Consider the following 23,767-nt stretch of genomic DNA (forward strand, 5'->3'; position numbering starts at 1 on the left):
TGGCCGCCGTATCCTACCTTTCGCCGGATCATTGGAGAGTTGATCGAGCTCAGCGATACCTCGTTCGATGGTGCGAGTCGAGCAGCCCAGTAATTGACTGATGTACGGTACACCTCCTCGCCCGAGACGCTGTGCCTCGACAGCCGCGAACCGACGGCGATCCTTTTCGGACAAGGTTGAATAAAAATCGACTGCTCGCTTGGCAGCCAGATCGTCAAGCTGATTTTCGAATACAAACGCCATCCTTGGCACCCTCGCTGGTGGATTGAGACGCGGAAAGTCTACCCCATCCAGCGAAAACCCGCGACACTAATTGTTCCGGCGGTCCTTAGGACAGTTCCAGCCCGGTCATTGTGCCGCTGCCGGTCCCGAAGCTGTCGGTTTCCATGCCCAGTCGTTGCAGCATGGAAACAAACAAGTTGGGCAGCGGATAATTGTTGTCGCGGTCAAACGCCAAATGTTGTCCGTGTCGGAATCCGCCACCGGCCAACAGCATCGGCATGTTCTTGGTATCGTGGCTGCTGGCGTTGCCCAGGTTCGAACCGAACAGCACCATCGTCGAATCGAGCAGCGATCCTTCCTCCTCCGTACTCTCGTGCAGTTTCTTCAGGAAACCACGTAGTTCTTGGATCAGCGCGGATTCGACAAGCGTCAGTTGAGCGATTTTGTCCGGATCTTTGCCGTGATGCGACAGGTTGTGATAATCGGCGTCGACACCGGGGATCACGGGGACCGCGTTCATGCCGGAAATGTTGTATGTCAGGAAACGCGTCGAATCGGTCTCCAGTGCCAGGTGCATGACGTCGTACATCAGCCGCATGCATTCCACAATCTTTTTGCTGTCCGGTTCGTCCCGCGGCGGTTTTGCATCGACGTGTGGCTTGGGCTTTTGTTCCCAGGCTTCGGCTTTGGCCAATCGCCGTTCGGCTTCCCGAACGGCTTCGAAATACTGGTCCAATTTCTCGCGGTCGCGACCGGTCAGGTTTCTCTGCAGGCGTTTGGTTTTGTCCATCACGACATCCAAAACACTTTGGCCATCTTGCAATCGTTGCATCTGCCGCGCCTGCTCGTCTGCTTTTCCGGCGAGAAATAATTTTCGAAAGACGAACGACGGTCGCGTCAGCGTCGGGATTTCTACGCCGCTCCGCGACCACGACAGCCCCGGACCGGAACTGCTCAATGAAAGCGACGCGAAACGCGTTTCACTGCCGAACTGGGCCGCGGCCAATTGATCCAACGAAATCGTGTTGCGAAATCCTGCGCTGTTGGGATGGGGCGCACAGGTCAGGTACGACTTGTAGGACGAGTGTCCGCCGCCGACTTCGGGGTGTGACGCGCCCGAGATCACGGTGAATTGATTGCGAAACTCGGCCAACAACTTCAAGTAGGTCGGCGGTTCATAGTTGCGCCCCGATTGCTGCGGAATCATGTTGGGGGCGTGCAGGCCCAGTCCGACGTCGATCGCAACGATCCGCCGTCGCGGGCGATTGGCCGCAGCGGCAGAAGTCCTGGATTCAAAAAACGGGAGCGCCATGGCCACTCCGCAGCCGCGCAGGATCGTTCGACGATGATGTTTTGTCATGGTTCTTGAAAGGTGGGGTGTTGCACGATGGCATGGATCAGCGAACGGAACCCGTAATCCTGCCGGCGGGTTTGACCAACGATGTCTTCGACCGAGCGGCGATCGGCAAATCCTATCTTACGCCCCAAGGCATACGTCATCAGCTTGCCGGCCAGATTTCGGGCCAGCTGATCGGGGTTGGCGGCGAGAATCCGCTTGAAGTCGTCGACGTGATGGATCGTTTGCCCATCCGGCATGACCGCCGTGGCATCAACAGGCAATCCGATCCGGTATCGCACCCAGGCATAGGTAAACGGCGCTTGCTTCCGATTCGGTCGTCGTGCGTCCGGTGACATGGTTCGGTAGGCGTCGCGATAACCGCCGATCGGATCAAAACACTCGAGCGCGAATCCGGGCGGGTCGATCTGGCGATGGCAGGCGGCACACGACTCGATGTCACGATGTTTGGCCAGCTGTTCGCCGATCGTGGTCGCGCCACGAATGTCTGGTTCGATCGACCCCACATTGTCCGGCGGCGGCGGCGTCGGTTGACCCAGGATGTTCTCCAAAATCCACGCACCACGCAGCACCGGTGACGTGTACGTTCCATTGGCGGTGACCTTCAACACGCTGGCCTGCGTTAACAATCCGCCACGTGGGCTGTCCGGTGGCAGCTGTACTTTGCGAAACGCCTGGCCCTCCACACCCTCGATGCCATAGTGACTGGCAAGCCGCCCGTTAAGAAAGCTGAACTGCGAATCAACAAAGTTCACGAGGCTGAGATCGTTGTCCAGGATCTCGTCGAAAAACCGTTCCGTCTCCTCGACCATCGAAAGCCGCAACAATTCGTCAAACTCCGGGTACAGATTCGCGTCCGGTTCGGTGAAATTGATCTCGCGCAGGTCAAGCCACTGGCCGGCAAAGTTTTTGATAAAGGCCGACGCCCTGGGCGATGCCAACATCCGTTCCACCTGCTGCACCAGCACGTCGCCCTGCCGCAGCGCACCGTCGTCGGCCAGATCCGTCAATTCGTCATCCGGCATCGTGCTCCACAAAAAGTACGACAACCGTGCCGCCAACGCGTGGGGGCTGATCTGCGATGTTCCCGGCTCGTTTAGGAACAGAAAGTCGGGCGAACAGAGGACGGCTTTCAAACTGACTCGCAATGCGGATTCAAACGTCCGACCATCGGCGACCGCTGAAGAGAACAGTTGCAAGTAGGCATCCGCTTCGGTCGGCTCGATCGGGCGTCGAAAGGCCCGCGGCAACAACCGCTGCAGAATCTCTCTCGCATCGTCTCGGCCGGCCGTCTCAAGATCGAGATCGCCGAGCAATTGGGCACGCCCCGGCGGGGGCCATTCGTCCAGGGGACCTTCGATCACGATGTCACCGATTTCAATTCCCGGTTCCGGCCAGGTGTCGGCGTCCTTTCGGGTGTCGCGGGTGCCATAACATTTGGGCTGGAATGTGCCTCCGTCTTCCACCAGGCGATCGGTGAATTCGATCGTCGTCCACTGCCCGGGCGAGACGTCATAGTAACCCACCAAGTGACGTTCGCTACGATTGACAATCGTATCGCCTCCATAGATTCGCAACGTGACCGGTTTGTCGCTCTGCACCGCCCGGACCCGCATCGTGCCACGATACGTTCCCGCGGGGGCTCGCAAGCGAGCAAAGTTGACCAGGTTGGTGGGACAATAGCCGGACTGGAAAATCACCAATCCGTCGTCAGTGCGGCGAAACATCTTGCCGATTTGTTTGTCCAATTGCGGACGGCCCCGCCAGTCCACTTGTTCGAGCAGATTCGTTTCATGACGAATCCGCTCAGGCGGGGCGCCGCCGCCAAAAACGGCATCAAGAACTTGATCGGCGGCTTCCAGGTAGGCTGCCATCGCTTCGGCGGAAACCGCCAAGCCTTCGCCCACGGTGTCGAAACCGTCGGTCGAAGCATCGTCGGGCAATCCGTTCACCGTGATTTGGATTTGAAACAGATCGCGCACCGTGTTTTGGTATTCGTGACGATTCAATCGCCGCAGCACCACATCACGGCGGCGGGATTCGGCTGCGACCAGCTCCTTCGCCAGTGCCGCGGTGAACGCGGCCGACTCGGCGGAATCCGGGCGCGGTTCATCGGCCGGCGGCATTTCGCCCGCAGCGACCCGATCGTGAACCCGAATCCATCGCCGCGCCGTTTCTTCACCGGCAAGATCGACGTCCAACCGATCAATGCTGAAACCGCCCTCGGGGGACTCGCCGCTGTGGCAACCGACACAGTGGGCTTCGGTGAATCCAGTCCATTCGGCCGGTGTTTCGGCCCGTAGCGAAGCGCCGGTGTATGGCAGGGCCGCAACCACGGCCACGATAATCATTTGAAGTTTCATAATCGACGATCTTAGCGACTTATAGCATGGCATGGGGGAGGCGACGCCACCTGCACGCCCCCCGGGGCAACGCTGTGAAGCATTTTTTAGCGGTAGGGCGCAAGCCCTCCGGTATGTTGCCAGCGATGAGGAACCGGAGGGCTCGCGCCCTGCCGCTAACACCCCCGTAAAACACAGAAAATAAAAGCTTCACAGCGTTACCCCCAGGGCCGATGCGACGACCTGAAGTATGCCACGACTGATTGTATTCTCATACGTGCCGCAACGCTTTCATCCTTCCTGCCCAACGAGCCGACCATGCTGGTCTGTTGTTGTCGCTCGATCGTTTAGCAGGCAGTGATGGTCGATCGGTCGGGGGGAGGCAATCGGTGGCGCAGTCTAATGGTTTGACGACTGTTCGCCAGCCTGAAGCTAATGGTCGTAAGAAAACTCTCTTGCTATAAGATCAAGAGGATCTTTTTTCCTTTTAACGTCTTTTATGACGCGAACGATAATGTCTGATAATGTAGGCTGGGCATATCATTGATTGCATCAGACCTTCTGTTTGATGTGGGCAAGCATGCAATCATCTTGTCTCTTTCGTTTTCCCCCCACTGATAGTCCAACGATGGCGAAAAAAGCAAACAAGCAAGAGAAAGTAATCGACTACTTGAAGAAGAACCCCGGCGCGACGATCGCGGTCACCGCGAAAGCGTGTGGGGTTTCGGTACCAACCGTCTCGGCGGCAAAAAGAAAAGCCGGCATGACGAAGCGTTCCGCCAAAGCATCGGCAATCCGCAAAGCGACCAAGTCTGCCGGCGGATCGGTCATCGATCGCCTGGAACCCGCGATTCAACTGATCCAGGCATGCGGTGATGCGAACAAGGCGAAAGCGGCGATCGATGACGCTGCCCGCGTTCTAGAAATCGCCCGCAAGTAGGACCGCCGAGGGCGAGGACGGCTCGTTGCATCGGGCTGGTTAGTGAGCATCGGGCTAGTCAGTGAAAGTCTCCGTTCTAGCGGACGGTCACTTAGACCCCCGACATCATGTAAAGCATCTCGCGACAGATCTGCCGAGATCGCTGGTCGTAGATGTCGGCCTCGTCCGCCGTGTCGTCGGCGACCTTGGGATCTTCGTAGCGGATCGGCGCCCTCAGGTCGCATCCATGCACGATCGGGCATGCCTCGTCCGCGCTCGAACAGGTCATGATGGCTGCATAATCGGCGGTCGGATTGGGGGCCTGGTCGAAGACCTTAGAAAAACACTCCAGCGGTGCCGCGTCGCCCGAATACCGCACGCTGTAGGTCGGGTTGTCCGCACCGGCGTGGTTCGTGTCGACCGCAAAGCCACTGCGCCGCAAGGAATCGACGACGCGGGCGTTCATCGCGGTCGCTTCGGTTCCGCCGGAAAACGTCGTGACGCCCAGACCATGAACATCCGCGGCCACTTTGGCCCAGATCTGGGAAAAGTGACTTCGTCGCGAATTGTGGGTGCAAATAAAGGTCAACTTGGCCTCCCCCCCGGCATCCAAACGTTGCCGAACGTAGGCAGCGACTTCTTCCAGTTCCGTCTTGCGCGACGCGGGGATCTGGTCAAACTCCGCCTTGCGCTGGTCCATGAAACGAGACAATTCAGGATACAGACTGATACCTTTCATATAACTCACGAGTCCTTGATCAATTGTATTATTAGTAGTGCTACTATTGTGCATCGTGCTGGCTGCTGGTCCCGGTCCGACGCGTCTGTTTGGAAGTCGCGTTTTGGCAGGAAACGTCAGCGTTTCGTTTCCCAAGCTTGCGGCGAGAGAGAGATTGTCAACTCGAAGCGGCGCTCGCTGTCGACACGAGGAAAAGCTCGCGCAGACCTTCGACCCCGGTGGGTGGCGAGGCTTGCCAGGGCAGGATCGTCGCCCGCTTGGCGTGCTGGGAGATCACTTCTTGGATAAACACAGCTTCGCTTGCTTGCCGACCCCGCAGCACAGGATCGGTTAGCTGTAGCGGACGAAGCGACTGGTTGATCACCCAGGCAAACGGCTCGATCTCCGCTCGCCGCAGATCGTCCTGCAATCGGGCCGCCTCGTGCACGGGAGTCGACTCGGGCAGCGTGACGACCAGCACCTTGGTGAAGTTCGGATCGCGTAGCCGAGGCAGCAGTTTCTCGACCGACTCGGGCATTTCGCTGGATTGGCGCGTCACCTCGCGGTGATAGGCAAGCGCCGAATCGAGCAACAGGACCGTGTGCCCGGTGGGCGCCGTGTCGAGCACCACGATCCGGTCTTCGCCTTCGGCCACCGTTTGGGCAAAGGCCCGAAAGACGGCGATCTCTTCGGTGCAGGGCGAACGCAGGTCTTCCTCCAGCAACGCTCTGCCCTGTTCGTCGAGGGCAGCCCCGGCGGTGCGCATCACTTCATCGCGATAGGCTTGGATTTCTTCGGCCGGATCGATGCGGCTGACCGTCAGGCCGTCGATCTGATCGGCCGCCATCGTCGCGGCAACGTGGGCAGCGGGATCCGTGGTCGAAAGATGCACGGCGAAACCCTTTTCGGCCAATGCAACGGCGACCCCGGCGGCGACCGTGGTCTTGCCGACGCCGCCCTTGCCCATCGTCAGGATGACCCCATGACCCTGTGCCGACAAGGCATCGGTCAACGCATCCATCGCCAGCGTCGCGCCGGTCTCTCGGTCTTGATCGGAATCGATCAACGCCGCGACGGCCGGTTCGGCGACCGTCTGGTTCGTGCTGCCCAGCTGCCGCAGCGCATCGACACCAATTAAACCGCGCCCGGCGAGCGGAACCGACGTGCGATCGAGGCCTTCCAACCCGCCCGGCATCGCTGCGATGGCTTGGTCACAACGCGCTTGCATTGCCGCCGCGATCGGGTCCGACGCATCGCCGGCTTGGAACACACCATTGATCACAAGGTGCTGATTGGTGACGCCCAACACCTGCAGTTCTCCGCTGGTGCGATCCGCCTCGCGCAAGGCCGAATCCTCAGGGCGGGTGACCAGAACCAGCGTCGTCCGATCCTGATCGCTGAGCGCTTCGACCGTCTTTTTGTAAAGCGACTGTTGTGCCTGCAGCCCCGCCAAGGGGCCCAAACACGACGTGCCCGATGTGCTGGTTTCCATAAACCCCGACCAGGCCGAAGGCAGCGTCAACAATCGCAACGTATGGCCGGTCGGCGCGGTGTCGAAGATGATGTGGTCGAAGTTTTCAGTTGCCTGCTCGTCACCGAGCAGTTTGGCAAATTCATCGAACGCGGCGATCTCAAGCGTGCATGATCCCGAGAACTGTTCCTCCATGCTCTCGACCGCGGCGTCGGGCAGCACGCCCCGGTAGGGAGCCACCATGCGTTCACGGTACTCCCGCGCCGCCTGTTCCGGATCGATGTTCAGGGCCCACAAGTTGGGCACCGAGTCGACCGCGGTCTGCTTGTTGCTGAGCTGCGTTGCCAGCACTTCGTCCAGATTGGACGCCGGGTCGGTTGAAACCAGCAGCACGCGCAGCCCTCGATCCGCCAGCCCGATCGCAGTGGCACAGGCCATCGAGGTTTTGCCGACACCGCCCTTTCCGGTAAAGAACAAATTCCGCGTCGGTGTCTCCAAAAACTCCATCGTTCTCTCCTGGTTTGAAACTCAGCAATGAGCAAGAAAAGTGGGATAGGCTTCCAGCCTGTCGGCAAGGGAATGACAGGCTGGAAGCCTATCCCACTGATGAAATCCGATACCTGTTTGTTGCGTATTGCTTAACAGCAGCCGGTGTCGCCGCAGCAACCACCCGAACCCGCCACGGGAAGCGTCCGTTGGGGCGCCAGCGACGTGCCCGTCCACAACGCCAGATTTTCACGGCTCGGATATTCACTGCGACTGACGATTCGGCCATCGACATAGATCAGCGGCAAGCAATCGACACCTTCGCGGCCGAGCATTTCTTGAACGGCCGGGTTGTTGGCAAACTCGATCGCATCTTGGGCCAGATTGAAACGTTGGACCTGATGGCCCTGGCCCTGCAGCCAGTCCAGGTCGGCGGCAAACTTGGGCAGCGTGGGATCCACCTGGGGGCCACAAACTCCGGTGCTGCAGCACATCGCGCGGTCGTAGATTTGGACAGTACTCATTGGGAAACCTCCACGGGGAAAAATCGTCTATCGTCGATTAACGAATGCCAGGGCAAAAAAAGTACGGTGGTCAGAGGGCCGCGACCCATTGTTTGAGTTGTTCGAGACGATCGGGATTGACGCAGTAACAGACCTTCGGGCCGTCGACTTCGCCTTGGATCAACCCCGCCTCTTTGAGAATCTTCAGGTGCTGCGAGACGGTCGATTGGGCCAGCGGCAAGCAGTCGACGATCTCGCCACACATGCAGGCGTCGCGTCCGATCAACAGTCGCACGATCTGTACCCGGGCCGGATGCGCGATGGCCCACGCCAACTTCGCCAGCTCCTCCGCCATCGGATCCGCCTTCAGCTTCACCGAGGAGGCATCGCATTTCTTCTTTGACTGTTTCTTGGCCATCGAGCCCGACCCGCTTTAATGTTTATCGTCGATCAACGATTGAATCTTAAGCGACTTTTCCGAATCGGGCAAGGGAGAAAGGGGGAATTTGTTTCCGCCGTGGCGTCGCCGGACGCCACACGGGCGTCGATTGGTTCGCGAAAGGGCGCGAGCCCTCCGGTGTTTTGCCCCTGGAACGCAATGTCGGTGTGGCTTGGGACGTCGATTGCCTAAGTGTCGGAGTTGATGGTCGCGGAAGCCGTCAAGACTTTCGCAAGCCGCCGGCCCTCTCTGGCGTTTGCTTGCTGCGCAAACGCCGTCTCTCCCAGAGGGGGAGAATCTCAATCGGTTGCCTAATCCTGCAGTAAAAGCAGCGACGTCTCTTGCCACTTGCTCGACTCGGAGCGGAGGCGGAGCCTCCAGGACTGTTTGTCCCCAGGCAGAGCCTGGGGACAAACAGATGTCAGCACGGGCCGCATCCTCTTGCTGCCCGCTCAGATTGGCCACAGCGATTGGTCGCTGGCGAATCGTGCTAACGGGCGGCCAGTTCAGCCGTTCCGATTCGTTGATCCGGATCGAGATCGAAGCGGTCCAGGTTCATCACCTTGGTCCAGGCTGCCACGAAGTCGTTGACAAACTTTTGCTTCGCGTCTTCGCTGGCGTAAACCTCTGCGATGGCGCGAAGTTGCGAGTTGGATCCGAACACCAAGTCGACCGACGTCGCGCGCCACTTGACGTCTCCGCTTTCTCGGTCACGGCCTTCATAGAAGTTCTCGCAGACGGCAGACTCTTTCCATGTCGTGCCCATGTCCAACAGGTTGACAAAGAAATCGTTGGTCAGAACCCCCGGTTGCTCGGTGAACACGCCCAGTTTCAGGTCGTCAGCGTTGGCATTGAGGACGCGCAGGCCGCCGACCAGCACCGTCATTTCCGGAGCGGTCAGCGTGAGCAGGTTCGCCCGATCGACCAACAGTTCCTCCGCCGGCCGATTCAACGTGTGACCGAAGTAGTTGCGGAACCCGTCGGCCTTCGGCTCCAACACCGCGAAGCCCTCCACGTCGGTTTGCTCTTGCGAGGCGTCGGTGCGACCGGGCGCGAACGGAACCTGGACCTCGTGCCCGGCTTGCTTCGCGGCTTCTTCCACGGCGGCACATCCGCCCAACACGATCAGATCTGCCAGCGAGACTTTCTTGTCACCGGATTGCGAATCATTGAAGTCTTGTTGGATCTTCTCCAGCGTCTTCAAGACCGCTGCCAACGCATCCGGTTGATTGACCTTCCAGTCCTTTTGCGGTGCCAAACGAATCCGGCCGCCGTTGGCCCCGCCACGTTTGTCGCTGCCGCGGAACGTCGACGCCGACGCCCAGGCGGTTTCCACCAAATCCGAGACCGAAAGCCCCGAGTCGAGTAACTGAGTTTTCAACGCCGCGATGTCGTCCGCTCCGATCAATTCATGATCGACCGCGGGGACGGGGTCCTGCCACAGTTGCGGCTCGGCAACCCAGGGACCGAGGCAGCGGGAGACTGGGCCCATGTCGCGATGGGTCAGCTTGTACCAGGCCTTGGCAAAGGCTTGGTTGAACTCGTCCGGGTCCTCATAATATCGCTTCGAAATCGGTCCATAGATCGGGTCCATCTTCAGCGCCAAATCGGTCGTGAACATCATCGGGGCGTGGGACTTGGACGGATCATGCGCGTCGGGAACCGTCCCCTGTGCGGCCTCGCCCTTCGGTGTCCACTGGTGTGCGCCGGCGGGGCTCTTGGTCAATTCCCATTCGTACGAGAACAGGTTGTCGAAGTACTCGTGCGACCAGGTGGCCGGCGTGGTCGTCCAGGCGCCTTCCAGCCCGCTGGTGATGGTGTCTTCCGCGTTGCCTTTTCCGAACGTGTTTTTCCAGCCCAGGCCTTGCTCCTCCAACGTCGCGCCTTCGGGTGCCGGACCGACGAACTTGCTCGGGTCGGCCGCACCATGCGCTTTGCCTAACGTGTGCCCGCCGGCGATCAACGCAACCGTTTCTTCGTCGTTCATCGCCATGCGGCCGAACGTTTCCCGAATGTCCTTCGCTGCCGCCAGCGGATCGGGTTTGCCGTTGGGCCCTTCCGGGTTCACATAGATCAGTCCCATTTGCACGGCGGCGAGCGGGTTCTCCAATTCGCGATCACCCGAGTAGCGTTTGTCGCCCAGCCATTCGGTTTCGGGACCCCAGTAGACGTCTTGCTGAGGTTCCCAAACGTCTTCCCGACCTCCGGCGAAGCCCATCGTTTCAAACCCGGCCGATTCGAGGGCGCAGTTGCCGGCAAAGACCATCAGGTCGGCCCAGGAAATTTTCTTGCCGTACTTCTGTTTGATCGGCCAGAGCAGTCGCCGCGCCTTGTCGAGATTGCCGTTGTCGGGCCAACTATTCAGGGGCGCGAATCGCTGTGTCCCGTAACCGGCACCGCCGCGGCCATCGGCGACGCGATACGTGCCGGCACTGTGCCAGGCCATTCGAATGAAGAACGGCCCATAGTGGCCGTAGTCCGCCGGCCACCAGTCCTGTGAAGTCGTCATCAGCTCATTGACGTCCTTCTTCAATTGATTGAGGTCCAGTTTCTTGAATTCTTCGGCGTAGTTGAACCCTTCGCCCATCGGATTGCTCTTGAGCGAATTCTGATGCAGGATTTGCAGGTTCAACTGGTTCGGCCACCAGTCGCTGTTGGAGTAAACTCCGGCCGCGGTGTGCCGATTGCTCGGGTCAGGGATGGCGCCCATCACCGGACACTTGCTGAGGGCGTTGTCGTCTCCGCCGGATGAGCTGGCCGATGGAGAGTCCTGTGCGAACGCGGTGGTGCCGATGCAGAGCACCGCAACGCTCGTCATTCCGCGAGCGAGATGGGTGATCGAACGCATGGTTTTTCCTGGGGAAGTGTGGGGGATTCGGTGCGTGAGCTGCAAGCCATTCGTGTTGAGACCAGTATTGCAGCTCGGCTAGCTGTTTGGAAAGAATCTTCGCTTCAAACACCTTGTCGGTCCAATGCATTCTGGTCATGCCTGCCATGCACCGCGTGCATCAGGGAGTCGTGCAGCCCGTCACGCTGCAAGCGTTTTCGCCTGACGGCGGGAGAATGGGGGGCAAAAAATGAAAGACGTCCGTCGCGGGGTAGCTACCGGCCCCCCCTTTTTTCGTGGCTCCCGTTTCTTGACCCATCCATTTTGGGGTCGACAGCAGACAGTGGACTGTCGCCTGGTCACCCGCTGCGATGCTTGCTTTCGCCCGATCCCCGCCGTAACCTCCGGGTTCTCGACAAACGAAGCCGAAGACTCTTTGGGAGCTGGAAACCGTGGATACCGAACCGATCGCGCCCCCATCGGGCGGACCGTTAAACGAAGGCCATTACCGCGAGTTGTTGGCAGCGACAAACCTGATCAAGCCGATTCGTCGGGCGTCGCGCGTGGCCGCGTTCAACGCCTGGACGGTCGGGTTGATTGCGGCCCTCTCGTTTCCGTTCGCCTTCTTCGGGCTGGACGGGTTGGCGATCACGGTCGGGCTGTCGGCCGTCTGCGTGTTTGAGGTATTGGGGCGCCGCAAGCTGTTGAAACTTGACCCGTCGGCGGGCATCTGGCTGGGCTGGAACCAGGTCGGCTTTCTGGCCCTGATCGTCGCTTATTGTCTCTGGATGCTGCTGGGCGAAGCGCCCGACATCAGTGCCAACCCCGAATTGTCCCGGTTGCTCGGTTCCGACGGTCAGCAGCTCTACCAGGCGTTGAACCTGACGGTCTACGGAAGCGTGATCGTGCTGAGCGTGATTTTTCAGGGCGGCAATGCGATTTATTATTTCACGCGGCGCCGCTACTTGGTTGCTTATCAGCAACAAACATCGCCCTGGGTGCGCGAGTTTTTCAAGATCATTCCGGTCGTGTAGTGGACGCCGGGTTTCGGGTGTTGGCCAGGGGAAATAGGACCAATAGGACGCATGCGACCTATGAGTCCTATGGGTCCTATTGCAGCGCCGCCATCCCGGGGCACCGCCTGCGGCGGTGGCGCCGGCCAGAAAGGACCGGCGTACGGTTGGTGTACGCCGGCCCTTCCGGGCGGGCGCCGCCCGGTTGACCGGGCGCGCGCTACGGTGCTTCCGCGGCGATCTTGCTCTGCTGTTCGGCTGCCTTCCTGCGCCATTTCATCGATTCGGTAAGGTCGCCGGCTTTGACAAAGGCGTCGGCGACGATCGTGAAGGCTTCGGCCAGCAGCTTGGGGTCCTTTTGATTCTTGCCTTCGCGAAAGGTCTTCGCAAATTCGTCCATCTTCTCGCGCACTTCCGGCAGTGCGCAGATCCTTCGGCCTTCGCGTGTGGAGCATCCGAAGACGACGCCGGCCAGTTTGTCCCACTCGCCCAAATGATCCGTGCCTTTCCGCTGGACCGTCAGCGTGATCTCGGAACGTTCCCCAGGGACCATTTTAATCTTCGTGTATCGACGACCCAGAAAGGCGGGCAGCTCGTATCGATCGTCTCGGATTCCCAGGCTTTGTGAACCCTTCGGCAGCATCAGCGTGGCATGGCCTTTTTGATCGGTTTGGATTTCAAACGGAAGGCCGTAGTCTTCATTGAGAAACGCCTCGTAATTTCGTTTACGGTCGCGAACGCGAATCATGTCTTCGCCCCGCAATAAAGAGTCACAGTAAACCTGGGATCCGTTGTTCCACCACTGGATGTTGGGCCAAGAATCGACCTTAACGCCTTCGACCGGCTGCTCTTGCTCGTCCACAACGGTGATGTCACAAGGGAGTAGCGGCTCCATTCGCAAGACGACCGGATCACCTTGATCCGGACGTATCACTTGGGAACGCAAATAGGGGTCGGGATTGCGTGGGTCGGAAACTTCGGGAGGTGCTTCACCCGACATGCCGATGTATCCGTCGCAGATCCCTGCCAGCTGGATCGCTTCGCCGGTCGGCCACACCGGGATCACGAAATCGCCGTTCTCGGAGACTGGACTCCACGAATGAAATCCGGCGCGTTCGTAGTCGACTGTTGGATCCAGCGTCCAGCACACCACACGACCATTGCGGATCGGTCTCGGCACCGCCGGATCCAACTGGCCTTTGATCGGAACGACTGGCTTCAGGTCAACCGTGATCTCGTTGCGCTGATCGGCGCTAAGTGTCACGTCGACAATCCGGCTGGAATGGGTGATCTGATCATCGTGGACGCACATCAGCAGCACGCTGGCAGCGCCGATTTCCAAGGACGGAAATTTCAGCGTCTGCGAATCGACTGATTCCATCACCCCCGGATTCTTCCAACTGCGACTGTCCGACCAGTTGGCCACGATCGAATTTGGGTCGACAGGTTCTCCGTCAATCATGGGGCGAACAAACAGATCCACACCCTGTTTCAGCACTACCGGCTCGGCGGTCTGCAGATCGTGTGGAAGATCAAGATGGATGGATCCTTCAAGGACATAGTCGGGATGGTCGACCCAGACAGAAACTCCAATGGTCTTCGTGCGCTCGTTCACATCTCGCAGCATCGGGTATTTCACGATGGCGATGCCGGCTTCGTCGGTTAACGTCGATATGGGGGCGGTTTCCGAGCGATCGTCGCCGTCGCTCGTCCAGCTACCGTGCCCTTGGCTGCTGCGTAATGCCCAAGGTGTCACGCGGGCACCGGCGATCGGTTCGTCGTTGTCGTCAACAACACGCAACTGAAACGATTCGGTGGACTGCATGACGGGCCCGGATGAATCGCTGAGTAGCGAAAGCGTCAGATCGTTTTCAGGTTCCTCGGCTACAGCGGAACTCAGGATCACCGCCACGCAAAACGTTAGCCGGAAACCGATTGAAACCTTCATTGGATCGCCACCCCAAATTGCAAATGTAGTCGCTCGTTGTCTCGAGCCGATTGATCACACACGAACGCTGGTGTACCAGCGTGATAGTGCAATGATAGCCCGGCTGCGCTGCGGGTGTCAAACAGGCCGATCTTGCGAGGGGGGGATGAGCAGGGGCGACAGGCCGATCCTACGCCGGCCCTTCCGGGCCGGCGCTGGAGAATTGGCCACGGGAATAGGACCCATGGGACGCATACGACCAATGAGTCCTATCGGTCCCATGGGTCCTATTGCAGAGCCGCCATCCCGGGGCACCGCCTGCGGCGGTGGCGCCGGCCCAGAAGGGCCGGCGTACGGTTGGTGTACGCCGGCCCTTCCGGGCGGGCGCCGCCCGGTTTACCGGGCGCGCGCGAGGGACGCTGGCCACGGAAATAGGACCAATAGGACGCATACGACCTATGAGTCCTATCGGTCCCATGGGGCCTATTGCCAGCACCGCCATCCCGGGGCACCGCCTGTGGCGGTGGCGCCGGCCCAGAAGGGCCGGCGTACGGTTGTTGTACGCCGGCCCTTCCGGGCGGGCGCCGCCCGGTTTACCGGGCGGCGCGAGGGACGCTGGCCAGGGTGAATAGGACCCATGGGCCGCATACGACCTATGAGTCCTATCGGTCCCATTGGTCCTATTGCAGCGCCGCCATCCCGGGGCACCGCCTGCGGCGGTGGCGCCGGCCCAGAAGGACCGGCGTACGGTTGTTGTACGCCGGCCCAGAAGGGCCGGCGTACAATCAGCGCACAAAACAATCGGCGCACAAAAAAACCCTTCGACGGAATCCGTCGAAGGGTTTTTAAAATGAAAAAATGGCGAGACCTACTTTCACGCTGGTGGGCACTATCATCGGCTCGGAAAGCTTAACTGCTGTGTTCGGGATGGGAACAGGTGGGACCTTTCCGATATGGTCGCCAAAGGACCGTGTGAGGGATATTTCGCCCAGCACACGGCCGGTTGTTTGGTAAATTGGCAGTTCGTTCGGCCTAATGCGTTATCCGGAAGCGACGCATGACAGAATCATGAGTGCGGGATATCGATGGCCAACCCTTCGTCCGTTAGTACCGGTTAGCTGAACACCTTACGGCGCTTACACATCCGGCCTATCAACCTGGTCGTCTTCCAGGGGACTTTCGACAGTTGTCTACGAAACCTAATCTTAGAGCGGGCTTCACGCTTAGATGCTTTCAGCGTTTATCCTTTCCGAAGTTAGCTATCCAGCCGTGCCGCTAGCGCGACAACTGGTACACCAGAGCTTCGTCCAACTAAATCCTCTCGTACTAAAGTTGAATCTCTTCAAGTTTCGAACGCCCACGGCAGATAGGGACCGACCTGTCTCACGACGGTCTGAACCCAGCTCACGTACCACTTTCATTGGCGAACAGCCAAACCCTTGGGAGCTTCTACACCCCCAGGATGTGATGAGCCGACATCGAGGTGCCAAACCGCATCGCCGCTGTGGACGCTCGGATGCGATAAGCCTGTTATCCCCGGAGTACCTTTTATCTGATGAGCGATAACCCTTCCATTCGGGATTACCGGATCACTAAGGCCAACTTTCGTTCCTGCTCGAGTGATGGCTCTCGCAGTCAAGCACACTTCTACCTTTACGCTCTACGCCTGATTGCCGACCAGGCTGAGTGTACCTTTGCACTCCTCCGTTACTCTTTGGGAGGAGACCGCCCCAGTCAAACTGCCCGACTGACATTGTCCTTTGCTCGGATTCACGAGATCAAAGTTAGAATTAAAATATGACCAGGCTGGTATTTCAACAACGGCTCCTTCGACACTGGCGTGCCGAGCTCAAAGCCTCCCAGCTATCCTACACAAGACATATCTCAACCCAATATCAGCCTACAGTAAAGGTTCACGGGGTCTTTCCGTCTAACCGCGGGTACGTGGCATCTTCACCACGACTACAATTTCACCGGGTCGGTGGTTGAGACAGTGCTGAAATCGTTACGCCTTTCATGCAGGTCGGAACTTACCCGACAAGGAACTTCGCTACCTTAGGACCCTCATAGTTAGGGCCGCCGTTTACTGGGGCTTCGGTCGCCTGCTTCGCTTACGCTAACAGTCTTCCTTAACCTACCAGCACCGGGCAGGCGTCAGTCTCTATACATCCACTTGCGTGTTAGCAGAGACCTGTGTTTTTGATAAACAGTCGTTACAGCCGATTTTCTGTGGCCTCCAAAAGCGTGAACCATCGGAGGCGCCCCTTATCGCGAACTTACGGGGCCATTTTGCAGAGTTCCTTAACCACCGTTCTCCCGAGCGCCTTAGAATACTCATCTCGCCTACCTGTGTCAGTTTTAGTACGGTCAGTTGCTTAACCTAGCAGCTTTTCTTGGACGTCCTTCCAATGACTTCGAGAACTTAAGTGCTCTCGAGCTATGCCTTGTATTATGCGGGTCATTTAACCCCCGCCAACTCGGCCTTCGCTACGGACATTTCTATTCGTACCGCTCACTTTCTGGACGCCGTCCCTGCATCGAATACACAACCGGCGAAGGAATGTTGACCTTCTATCCATCGTCTACGCCTTTCGGCCTCGACTAAGGTACCGGCTAACCCTGGGCGGAATTGCCTTCCCCAGGAAACCTTAGGCTTTCGGCGAACAGGATTCTCACCTGTTTTATCGTTACTCATTCCGGCATAATCACTCGATGACCCCGACACCACTCGTTACCGTATGGCTCGTATCTGATCATCGACGCTCTCCTACCGCTCTAGTAAACTAGAGCCCGCTGCTTCGGTGTAATACTTACTCCCGTTCATTATCGGCGCAGAAATGCTCGACTGGTAAGCTGTTACGCACTTTTTAAATGGTGGCTGCTTCTAAGCCAACATCCCAGCTGTCACAGCACTTCAACTTCCTTAGTGACTAAGTATTACTTAGGGACCTTAGCAGGCGATCTGGGTTGTTTCCCTCTCGACCCTGGAGCTTATCCCCCAGGGACTGACTGCCGAGATAATTTTACCGGTATTCGGAGTTTGGTTCGGTGGGGTACCCCGGGAAGGGCCCCCATCCGATTCAGTCTCTCTACCCCCGGTAAATAGTGGCTCGACGCTATCCCTCAAGATATTTCGGAGAGAACGAGCTATCTGCTGGTTTGATTACACTTTCAGTCCTCCCCACAGGTCATCCCCTCAGTTTTCAACCTAAGTGGGTTCGGTCCTCCACGCAGTTTAACCCACGCTTCAACCTGCCCATGGGTAGATCACACAGCTTTCGCGTCTGCAGCATACGACAATTTCGCCCTATTCAGACTCGGTTTCCCTTGGGCTTCGTTCCGGAGGAACTTAACCAAGCCGCATACCACAACTCGCCGGATCATTATGCAAAAGGCACGCCGTCACCCGTTCAAATCGGGCTCCGACCGCTTGTAGGCACATGGTTTCAGGTTCACTGTCCTCCCCTTGCAGGGGTTCTTCTCACCATTCACTCACGCTACTGGTTAGCTATCGGTCATTAAGGAGTATTTAGCCTTGCGGGATGGTCCCCGCGGGTTCAGTCCAGGTTTCACGTGACTGGACCTACTCAGGTGCTCCTACGATGTGTGTTTATTTTCGTGTACGGGACTGTCACCCTCTGTGGCGGAACTTTCCTGAACCTTCCACTAACAACACACAATTCGATATTGGAGTCCTACAACCCCCAGAGGGAAACCCTCTGAGTTTGGGCTATTCCGATTTCGCTCGCCGCTACTGACGGAATCGATTTTTCTTTCTCTTCCTCTGGTTACTTAGATGTTTCAGTTCACCAGGTTGGATTGGGTATCCCGGGATCATCGCTTGTTTGTCAACTCCCCCAGGCATTTCGCAGACTTCCACGCCCACACTCTTAATGCCAAGGCATCCCCCATGTGCCCTTGGTAGATTGGCCAACGAAATCCCGAACTCAACACTCAGGTCAACCCGGCCGAAGCCAAATCAACCCAACGCCAAGAATCGCAATTCGCCGTTGATGCTAATCACCATAACGATATCACATGACTGGAATGATCCGTCACAACACCGCAGTGCGATGCCACAACAAATCAATTCAGTATTCGCACAGAATCCTGTCAGATTCGCTTCTATCGGCCAGCACCATTTTCACCAGGCTTAAGGAACCCGATGGACGACACTGGCCACGCTTATTCCGAAGAACTTTGTAGTCGCCGACCAATCCAAAGAACTGATCGGCAGATTACTGATGCCAATTACCAAACAACCAAATTGTCAAAAATCAGTTCTCCGATCCGCACCCCATCAGGGTGAAATCGAAGGACGCTGTGTTAGCAGCCGCCCGCCGCAGAACTCTGCGGCGGGCGGTCACTCACAAGCGAGGCGGGAAGATAGAGCCGACGGCCGCGGCCGTCAACCGTTCTTCATCGGAAAACTGAGAAAACTTTTTCTCAGCGTTCCGCCGCGGCCTTCCGCGGTCCCGCAATGAGGTTTCCCTCGTGCAGGAGTGGAAAGAGTCAGGCGCCAAACCGCGTTGGCTGCGTCCGACCCCTTCGTCAAAGCGGGCAAATAGCCGCCTTGCGGGGCGCACGCAGGCGATGCCGGCATGACATTTGCTCGCATTCAACGAGCGGTTTCCCTGGTTGATCCATCCCGACGTGTTTGTCAAGACGACCAGCCCTCTTTCCGGTTCAACCGAAGTGGAGGTAGACGGACTTGAACCGACGACCTCCTGCGTGCAAAGCAGGCGCTCTCCCAACTGAGCTATACCCCCGAGGGCATCCGCAAGGGATGCATCTCAGATTTGAAATCTCAAATTTGAGACTTCAGTTCACTTCGATTTTGGCTGCAAAGCAACCAAGTGGGCGTGCCAGAACTCGAATCTGGGACCTCGTCGTTATCAGCGACGCGCTCTAACCAACTGAGCTACACGCCCTCGTTTGCCCGGCAAAACAATCTGGATTGAAAGCAGTGCTTTCAAACCAGCGTCCAGCCAGAGCTGTCCCACACGGCAAGTCCCGCCGGGCGAGCGAGAAGTTTACGCAAACCAAATGGGCTGTCAAAGCCAAGTTGGCATTCTAAGCGAAAAAAGCTTCTTCGAATCGACACGAACCGCTGGAACGACCGTCGCCAAAGCAACCCTGGAACGAGAATTGTTTGCCGGTGGACCAGTTTTATTCGGCACAACGACCATTTCACTTAAATCGACATTCCAACAAAGCCCCGGGTTCGGTCAAAATAGTCGGCGTATCAACTCTCCCACTCTATGGACACCCGTGAAGATGATGGATCGTTCCACTCGGCGACCTCCCCTGGTCAACGTCAACGCTCGACGCCAACGGCGCAGTTGGGATGCGTGTTTCGTGCCGCCCACGTTACGCGGCAGGCTGCTTTCCAGGTGGCTTGGCGTAGGCATTTTCGCTGCTGCAGCGGCCGTTCAGGCCGGTTTGGCCTGCCCCGCGGCCGCGCAGAGCCCCACCGCGGCCCAGGCACTTTCTCTCAAACCGCTGCAACAAGACGCCAACTACGAGCTCGTTCCGGCCGGGCAAGTGGCCAAGTGCACGGTCAGCGACATCACCGAAGAGGGCCAAAACGGTTGGGAAGTGACCGGACCGGACGGCCATCTGCTGCGTCGCTTCGTCGACACCAACGGCGACAAAAAGATCGACCTGTGGTCGTACTACAACTACGGCGTGGAGGCCTATCGAGACATCGACGGGGATTTCAACGGCAAAGCCGACCAGTATCGGTGGCTGGGAAACACCGGCACCCGCTGGGGGGTGGATCAGGACGAAGACGGCCGCATCGATGCTTGGCGGCGGATCTCGGCCGAAGAGGTTTCCGCCGAAGTCGTTGCCGCGCTCCGCGAACAGGACCCACGGCGCTTCGCCCGCTTGTTGGCCACCCCCACGGAACTGAAATCCTTGGGGCTGGGAGAAGCCAAGCTGGCCGAGCTGGAAATGAAGGCCAAGCTGGCCGCCCGCGAGTTCGCCGAGTTGGCCCAGTCACAAACCTCCATCGGCCCCGAATCCGAGTGGCTTCAATTCGCAGCCCCCGCACCCGGATTGGTCCCCGAGGGCACCGACGGCAGCACGAAAGACGTGGTGGTCTACGAAAACGTCGTCGCGATGTACGAAAATGGCGGCCGAAGTGGGCAATTGATGGTCGGAACGCTGGTTCAGGTCGGTGACCGCTGGCGAATGGTGTCACTGCCGAACGTCGGCAGCGACGACGGCGCGCTGACCCAGTCCAGCGGACTGTTCTTTACCCCCGGCGGTGCGGCAACCGCGGCGACTCCGGCCTCTGATTCCGCGCTCCAGACCCTGGTCACCCAGCTCGAATCGCTCGACAAAAAACTGGCCTCTGCCCCCGAAGCCGGGCTGCCGGCGCTGCACGCCGCCCGCGCCGATCTGGTCGAAAAGCTGATCGCCGGGTCGGGCAATGACGAAGACCGGGCGACTTGGACGCGGCAATTGGTCGACACGGTCAGCGTCGCCGTGCAAAGCGGCCAGTACCCCGAAGGGCTGGACCGGCTGAAACGCGTGGCCGGCAAATTCGCCCGCGCCAATGAGACGCTGGCGGCCTATGCCGATTACCAGGCGATCCAAGCCGAATACGTGCTCAAGCAAACCCCGGACGCGGACTTCGAAAAGGTGCAACTGTGGTACCTGGAGGCACTGGCCGCTTTCGTCGATGCGCACCCCCGGACGATCGAATCCGCACAAGCGATGCTGCAGTTGGCGCTGGCGAAAGAGTTCGAAGACGACGAGAAAGAGGCGTTGGCGTACTACCGAAAAGTGCGTGACGGATACAAAGGCACCGAAGCCGGGGAGAAAGCCGCGGGCGCCGTGCGGCGTCTGGAGTCGGTGGGACGGAAAATCGAACTCGAAGGCACGACGCTGGACGGCAAATCGTTCAAGCTCTCACAACTGCGTGGCCGACCGGTGATCGTTCACTACTGGGCGACCTGGTGTGAACCCTGCAAGCAGGACATGAAACTGCTCAGCCGTCTGCAGGGCCGCTACAAGCGCCAAGGGCTGACGCTGGTCGGTATCAACGTCGACGCCAGACGTGGCGATGCCGAAGCGTTCGTCCGCGAAAACCGTCTGCCGTGGATTCAACTGTTCGAGGAGGGCGGTTTAGAATCGAGCCGGCTTTCCAAGGCCTTTGGTGTGCAGACGTTGCCGACGATGATGCTGGTCGACAAGGACGGCACCGTCGTGCGACACAACGTCCGCGCCGCCGAACTGGATGCCGTGATCGAAGAGATGGTGAAGTAAAGTTTTTCGGGTTTCAGGTTCCAAGTTCCAGGTTCCAAGTTGGTTGAAACTTGAAACTTGAAACTTGAAACTTGAAACTTGAAACTTGAAACTTGAAACTTGAAACTTGAAACTTGAAACTTGAAACTTCAGCTCCGATCCTCGTACGGCCGGGGGCGGAGCTGTTGGAACAGGGCTCGCTTCTGGTCGGGGAGCGAGTAGTGAAAGCCACAGTTTTCCAGGAAGCGATCGGAGGAGCTGATGGCCATGATTTCCATGATGCCTAGATCTCTGGCCCGGTCGACGCACATCTGGACCAGGCGCTTGCCGACGCCGAATCGCTGGTAATCGGGGTGCACGGCCAGGCTTTGCAGTTCGGCGAGCTTGGGGCTGTAGACCTCGACCGCGGAAAAACCGACGCAGCGCCCGGCCGGTTCTTCGGGCGGGATTTCGTCGCTCGGTGCCGGGTCGCTCGGTGATGGGATGTCGGGCGAGGCCGCATCGGACGGTTCGCTGACCATCGCGACGAAACCGTGTCGGGTCAGTTCGACCAGTTCGGCGTGGGTCCGCGAAAGCAGCAGCCGTTGCATCACAAAGGGGCGCAACAGGGCATGGATTGCCGCGGCATCGCTGGGCAATGCCTGTCGCAGTTGCGGTAAAACCTGCGGCGCGGGATCGGGTGGCGGAAGATCGTTCAATGCAGTGGCCCAACCCTGATCAGTGAAGCTGGACCGGATTGGTCGCTTGCTTGATGGTTTTTCGCAATAACATCGCCGGCGCGTCTTTCCCGGTGAACAATTTAAATTGATAGGCCGCCTGGCGGACAAACATATCGATTCCGGTGATGATCCGGCACTGGGCCTGCTTGGCGTATTTGACCAGCAAGGTGTTTTCCGGGTTGTAGACGGTATCGAAGACCACCATGAATTGGTTGAGCGCCGATGCATTGAAGGGGGATTTGTCGACGTCGGGGTGCATGCCGACGGGCGTTCCGTTGATCAGCAGCTGGACTTTTTGGTTGTGTCGATCTTCCCACGGCACCACGCGACACCCGACCTCGGTGGCCAGCAGTCGCGCCCGTTCTTCGGTGCGGGAGGCGATGACGACGTCCGCCTGGCGTTGCCGCAGCCCCCAGGCGATCGCGCGGGAGACTCCGCCGGCGCCCAACACCATCGCGGTGACACCCTGAAGCGCGTTCTCGCGGGGCACGTCTTTCTTTTCCATCACTTCGATGATGCAGTCCATCGCGGCGCGATAGTCGGTGTTGTAGCCCAAGCGATCGTCTTCGTGAAACACCATGGTGTTGATCGCACCGATCCCGTTGGCGCTCGATTCGGCTTGGGTGCAGTAGTCCAACGCGCGCTCTTTGTGGGGAATGGTGATGCTGATCCCGCGGAGTCCGATCTTGTTGACACTGTCCATGAAGCGATGCAGATCGTCTTGCGGAACCCGCAGCGGCAGGTACCGCGCGTTCATTTTTTCGGCTTTGAATGCCGTGTTGTGCACCAGGGGGCTGTAGCTGTGGGCGACCGGATCGGCGATCACCCCGAACAACTCGGTCTCGGCGTTGATGTTTTTGACGTCGTACAGATTGGTCATTTCTTTCCAATTCAGCTGGCCGGGGGCCATCTTCTTGTCCGTGCTGTAGGTCGCGTAGGTGAAGGGGGCGCCGAATCGATTGGCCAGGATTCGCGTGATCGTGCCGATCTCGCCCATGCAAATCCCGATCGTGGGGAGTTTTGCGTTGCGAATCAGATCGAACATCCGCACGTTGTCGGCAAACGAATTCGCCATGGTCGCGATCTTGACGATGTCGGCGTCTTCTTCGGCCATCGCCGCATGCAGGTCTTCCAGATTGTCCGGCGTTCCGGAAAAATCGTGGTAGCTGATGATGCGTTTGGTGTTGCCGTAACGCGGAATCTGGGACGCGATGTCGGCTTCGATGTCGACGTATTCAGCACCTGCGACGATCGCCGAACGCAGCAGCATCAAACGGTCTTGTTCGCTTTTGGTCCATCGCCCCCCGTCTTGGCGGCGTCGGACGGTCATCACGACCGGGCCGGGACGGTTGTCCATCAGACGTTTCAAATTGACGGCTCGACCGACATAGTCCAGCCGCAATTCCACAAGTTCGGCGCCTTGTTCGACCAAATGCTTGTGTTCGCCAATCATCCGAGTGTGGCGACTGCGACCGAGACTGACACAAATCATAGGGGATTGAAGTACGAGGAAGGTGATGAAGAAGTGCGGGAGGCGGCCTCGGCAACGGGACGTGAACTCCGCGAAGAG

General features: G+C 58.6%; 13 protein-coding genes, 2 tRNA genes and 2 rRNA genes. 3 read left to right on the plus strand and 14 right to left on the minus strand.

What is annotated here, in order from left to right; genetic code table 11:
- Positions 1 to 328: 328 nt before the first annotated feature.
- Positions 329 to 1,582 (minus strand): DUF1552 domain-containing protein, encoded by a 1,254-nt coding sequence (locus Enr13x_RS06110; RefSeq protein ID WP_145385193.1) that lies wholly within the window; start codon positions 1,580 to 1,582, stop codon positions 329 to 331.
- Positions 1,579 to 3,942, minus strand: coding sequence for a DUF1592 domain-containing protein (locus Enr13x_RS06115; protein WP_197455831.1), 2,364 nt, complete (start codon positions 3,940 to 3,942; stop codon positions 1,579 to 1,581). The genes Enr13x_RS06110 and Enr13x_RS06115 overlap by 4 nt, the downstream gene beginning before the upstream one ends.
- A gap of 607 nt (positions 3,943 to 4,549) precedes the next feature.
- On the opposite strand from Enr13x_RS06115, the gene Enr13x_RS06120 reads away from it, so the two are divergent.
- Positions 4,550 to 4,861: a winged helix-turn-helix transcriptional regulator gene (locus Enr13x_RS06120; RefSeq protein ID WP_197455832.1), complete on the plus strand. Its 312-nt coding sequence runs from the start codon at positions 4,550 to 4,552 to the stop codon at positions 4,859 to 4,861.
- A gap of 91 nt (positions 4,862 to 4,952) precedes the next feature.
- Here the strand turns inward: Enr13x_RS06120 and Enr13x_RS06125 are convergent, their stop codons facing one another.
- The 5 genes from Enr13x_RS06125 to katG form a co-directional block, all read right to left on the minus strand.
- A complete protein-coding gene (locus tag Enr13x_RS06125; protein WP_197455833.1) occupies positions 4,953 to 5,579 on the minus strand; it encodes an arsenate-mycothiol transferase ArsC in 627 nt (208 codons plus the stop codon).
- A gap of 157 nt (positions 5,580 to 5,736) precedes the next feature.
- Positions 5,737 to 7,536, minus strand: a complete 1,800-nt coding sequence (gene arsA, locus Enr13x_RS06130; RefSeq protein WP_145385197.1) for an arsenical pump-driving ATPase — start codon at positions 7,534 to 7,536, stop codon at positions 5,737 to 5,739.
- Positions 7,537 to 7,667: 131 nt separating this feature from the next.
- Positions 7,668 to 8,039, minus strand: coding sequence for an arsenite efflux transporter metallochaperone ArsD (gene arsD / locus Enr13x_RS06135; protein WP_145385198.1), 372 nt, complete (start codon positions 8,037 to 8,039; stop codon positions 7,668 to 7,670).
- Positions 8,040 to 8,109: 70 nt separating this feature from the next.
- Positions 8,110 to 8,436 carry an ArsR/SmtB family transcription factor gene (locus tag Enr13x_RS06140; RefSeq protein ID WP_145385199.1) on the minus strand — a complete coding sequence of 109 codons (327 nt, stop codon included), beginning with the start codon at positions 8,434 to 8,436 and terminating at the stop codon, positions 8,110 to 8,112.
- A 511-nt stretch (positions 8,437 to 8,947) separates the two neighbouring features.
- Positions 8,948 to 11,275, minus strand: a complete 2,328-nt coding sequence (gene katG, locus Enr13x_RS06145; protein WP_145392142.1) for a catalase/peroxidase HPI — start codon at positions 11,273 to 11,275, stop codon at positions 8,948 to 8,950.
- A 572-nt stretch (positions 11,276 to 11,847) separates the two neighbouring features.
- Between katG and Enr13x_RS06150 the strand changes: the two genes are divergently transcribed.
- Positions 11,848 to 12,318, plus strand: coding sequence for a hypothetical protein (locus Enr13x_RS06150; RefSeq protein ID WP_145385200.1), 471 nt, complete (start codon positions 11,848 to 11,850; stop codon positions 12,316 to 12,318).
- 199 nt (positions 12,319 to 12,517) lie between these two features.
- Here Enr13x_RS06150 and Enr13x_RS06155 read toward each other — a convergent pair whose 3' ends face one another.
- From Enr13x_RS06155 to Enr13x_RS06175, 5 genes are all read right to left on the minus strand, one after another.
- Positions 12,518 to 14,245 carry an Ig-like domain-containing protein gene (locus Enr13x_RS06155; protein WP_145385201.1) on the minus strand — a complete coding sequence of 576 codons (1,728 nt, stop codon included), beginning with the start codon at positions 14,243 to 14,245 and terminating at the stop codon, positions 12,518 to 12,520.
- A gap of 835 nt (positions 14,246 to 15,080) precedes the next feature.
- Positions 15,081 to 15,189 (minus strand): 5S ribosomal RNA (gene rrf, locus Enr13x_RS06160).
- Positions 15,190 to 15,309: 120 nt separating this feature from the next.
- Positions 15,310 to 18,156, minus strand: a 23S ribosomal RNA gene (locus Enr13x_RS06165).
- Positions 18,157 to 18,920: 764 nt separating this feature from the next.
- Positions 18,921 to 18,993: transfer RNA gene (locus Enr13x_RS06170), tRNA-Ala, on the minus strand.
- An 88-nt stretch (positions 18,994 to 19,081) separates the two neighbouring features.
- Positions 19,082 to 19,155, minus strand: a tRNA-Ile gene (locus Enr13x_RS06175).
- Between the two features lie 346 nt (positions 19,156 to 19,501).
- On the opposite strand from Enr13x_RS06175, the gene Enr13x_RS06180 reads away from it, so the two are divergent.
- A complete protein-coding gene (locus tag Enr13x_RS06180; RefSeq protein ID WP_197455834.1) occupies positions 19,502 to 21,499 on the plus strand; it encodes a redoxin domain-containing protein in 1,998 nt (665 codons plus the stop codon).
- 128 nt (positions 21,500 to 21,627) lie between these two features.
- Here the strand turns inward: Enr13x_RS06180 and Enr13x_RS06185 are convergent, their stop codons facing one another.
- Both Enr13x_RS06185 and aroE read right to left on the minus strand, forming a co-directional pair.
- Entirely contained in the window at positions 21,628 to 22,176 is a 549-nt protein-coding gene (locus Enr13x_RS06185) for a GNAT family N-acetyltransferase (RefSeq protein WP_231744120.1), read from the minus strand.
- Positions 22,177 to 22,195: 19 nt separating this feature from the next.
- Positions 22,196 to 23,689 (minus strand): shikimate dehydrogenase, encoded by a 1,494-nt coding sequence (gene aroE, locus Enr13x_RS06190; protein ID WP_145385203.1) that lies wholly within the window; start codon positions 23,687 to 23,689, stop codon positions 22,196 to 22,198.
- Between the last annotated feature and the right edge of the window lie 78 nt (positions 23,690 to 23,767).

Source organism: Stieleria neptunia (assembly GCF_007754155.1).
GTDB classification, from domain to species: Bacteria; Planctomycetota; Planctomycetia; order Pirellulales; family Pirellulaceae; genus Stieleria; species Stieleria neptunia.